Below are 2,420 nucleotides of genomic sequence, written 5' to 3'. Positions count from 1 at the left end.
CTGGCCCGGCCCGCGCGCGGCGCGCGGGCGACCGCGGGTCCGCCCTACCCCTCCTGGTGGAGGGGCCGGCCCGCCCTTACCCCTCCTGGCGGAGGAACGGTGCGAGGGCGTCGAGCACGGCCGGGTCCTCGATCGTCGACGGGACGGTGACGTTCTCCTGACCGTCCGCGATCTGCCGCATCGTCTTGCGCAGGATCTTTCCCGAGCGGGTCTTGGGCAGGCCCTGCACGACCGTGCAGTCACGGAAGGTGGCCACCGCGCCGATCTCCTCGCGGACCATCGCCACCAACTCGGCGCGCAACTCCTCGGGGTCGCGGACCTGACCCGACTTGAGGACCACGTAGCCGACCGGCCGCTGGCCCTTGAGCTCGTCCTTCACACCGATGACCGCGGCCTCGGCCACGGCGGGATGGGTGGCGATCACGGCCTCCATGGAGCCCGTCGACAGGCGGTGTCCGGCGACGTTGATCACGTCGTCGGTCCGGCCCATCACGTAGACGTACCCGTCGGAGTCGACGTACCCGCCGTCCCCGGTGGAGTAGTACCCGTCGAAGACGGACATGTACGAGGAGATGAACCTCTCGTCGTCGTCCCACAGGCCCGACAGGGTGCCCGGAGCCATCGGCAACCGGATCGCCAGGTTGCCCTCCTCCCCGGCGGGGAGGGGGGTGCCCCGGGAGTCCAGGACGTGCAGGTCGTACCCGGGCACGGGCACCGTCGGGGACCCGGCCTTGATCGGCATAGGCTCGAGCCCGCGGAGATTGGAGGCGATGGGCCAGCCCGTCTCGGTCTGCCACCAGTTGTCCACCACGGGCTTGCCCAGTTTCTCCGTGGCCCACCGGTAGGTGTCCGGGTCCAGGCGTTCGCCCGCACAGAACAGGGTGCGCATGGCGGACAGGTCGTACTTGGCGATCTCGCCGCCCTCGGGGTCCTCCTTGCGGATGGCGCGGACGGCCGTGGGCGCGGTGAACAGCGCGGTGGCCCCGTGCTCGGCGATCACCCGCCAGAACGCTCCGGCATCCGGGGTGCCGACGGGCTTGCCCTCGTAGATGATGGACGTCGCGCCGACCAATAGGGGCCCGTAGACGATGTAGGAGTGTCCGACCACCCAGCCGACATCCGAGGCCGTCCACCACACCTCCCCGGGGCGGACCCCGTAGACGTTCCACATCGACCACGCCAGCGCCACGGCGTGGCCACCGTTGTCGCGGACCACGCCCTTGGGCAGGCCCGTGGTCCCGGAGGTGTACAGGATGTAGAGCGGGTCCGTCGCCCTGACGGGGACCGGTGCTGCCGGTTCCGAGGCCTCGACGGCACGGTCCCAGTCGATCCAGGTGGTGCCCGGTGTCTCGGGGAAGGTCTCGTCCGGGAACTGGTCCGGTCGGCCCGCCACGATCACGGTGCCCGGGGAGTGACGGGTGAGTTCCAGGGCCTTGGCGACCATGGGGAAGTAGGGGACCTTGCGGGTGGGCTCGATCCCGCCGGGCGAGGTCACCACGACCTTCGGCCGGGCGTCGTCGATCCGGATGGCCAGCTCCGGCGCGGCGAACCCCCCGAACACCACGGAGTGCACGGCACCGAGCCGGGCGCACGCGAGCATCGCGACCGCGGCACGCGGGACCATCGGCATGTAGATGACGACCCGGTCCCCCCGGCCCACGCCCTCGGCCGCGAGCGCGCCCGCGAAGGCCTCGACCTGCCCCAGCAGGCGGGAGTAGGTGATGGTCTCCTTGGCCCCGGTCACCGCCGAGTCGTAGATGAACGCGGCCTGATCCCCGCGTCCCGCCTCGACGTGACGGTCGATGCAGTTGTAGGAGGTGTTGAGCTCACCGTCGGGGAACCACCGGTAGAACGGCGGCCGTGAGCCGTCGACAGCCGTGGTGGGGGGAGTGGTCCAGTCGATCCCCCCGGCGGCCTCCAGCCAGAAGGCGTCGGGATCGGTGATCGAGAGCCGGTGGGCCTCGGCGTAGGTCGACGAGGTCGTGGAGTCCGACATCGGGTGAGCCCCTCTCGTGCGGGAGTGAAGCCCCCGATCAGCGCCGACGGCCTGTGACGCGCTTCACTCTAGTCCCAGGCCGAGGTCCCGATAGCGGGACATCCGCTCCGCGTACCTCCGCTCGGGGGGACGCCTCCGGACCTCGACCAGAGCCGCGGCGACGGCGTCGGCCAGCCGGTCGCAGAAGGCGTCCGGCTCGTCCGCCGCGTCGGGTCGCTCGGGTACCACCACGTCCACGATCCCCGCGCGGAGGAGGTCGGCCGAGGTGATGCCCTGCGACCGCGCCACCTCGGGCGCCCGGGAGGTCTCGTGGTACAGGATCGCGCTCGCCCCCTCGGGTGGGAGCGGGGCGAGCCACCCGTGTCGGGCGCACAACACCCGGTCGGCCGGGAGCATCGCCAACGCGGCACCGCCCGTGCCCTGG

Annotated in this window: 2 protein-coding genes; both read right to left on the bottom strand. The window is 71.7% G+C overall.

The annotated features are described in order from the left end of the window. Positions 1 to 76 precede the first annotated feature (76 nt). Positions 77 to 1,996: a propionyl-CoA synthetase gene (locus tag G6028_RS16605; RefSeq protein ID WP_182659528.1), complete on the bottom strand. Its 1,920-nt coding sequence runs from the start codon at positions 1,994 to 1,996 to the stop codon at positions 77 to 79. A gap of 63 nt (positions 1,997 to 2,059) precedes the next feature. Continuing rightward, positions 2,060 to 2,420: carboxyl transferase domain-containing protein (locus G6028_RS16600; protein ID WP_277817630.1), on the bottom strand; the 361-nt coding region annotated here is incomplete at its 5' end.

The sequence above is a fragment of the Dietzia cercidiphylli genome, from assembly GCF_014145145.1.
Lineage (GTDB): Bacteria > Actinomycetota > Actinomycetes > Mycobacteriales > Mycobacteriaceae > Dietzia > Dietzia natronolimnaea.
Note: the sequence above shows the minus strand (reverse complement) of the source record. Positions and strands in the feature narration are given on the sequence as shown.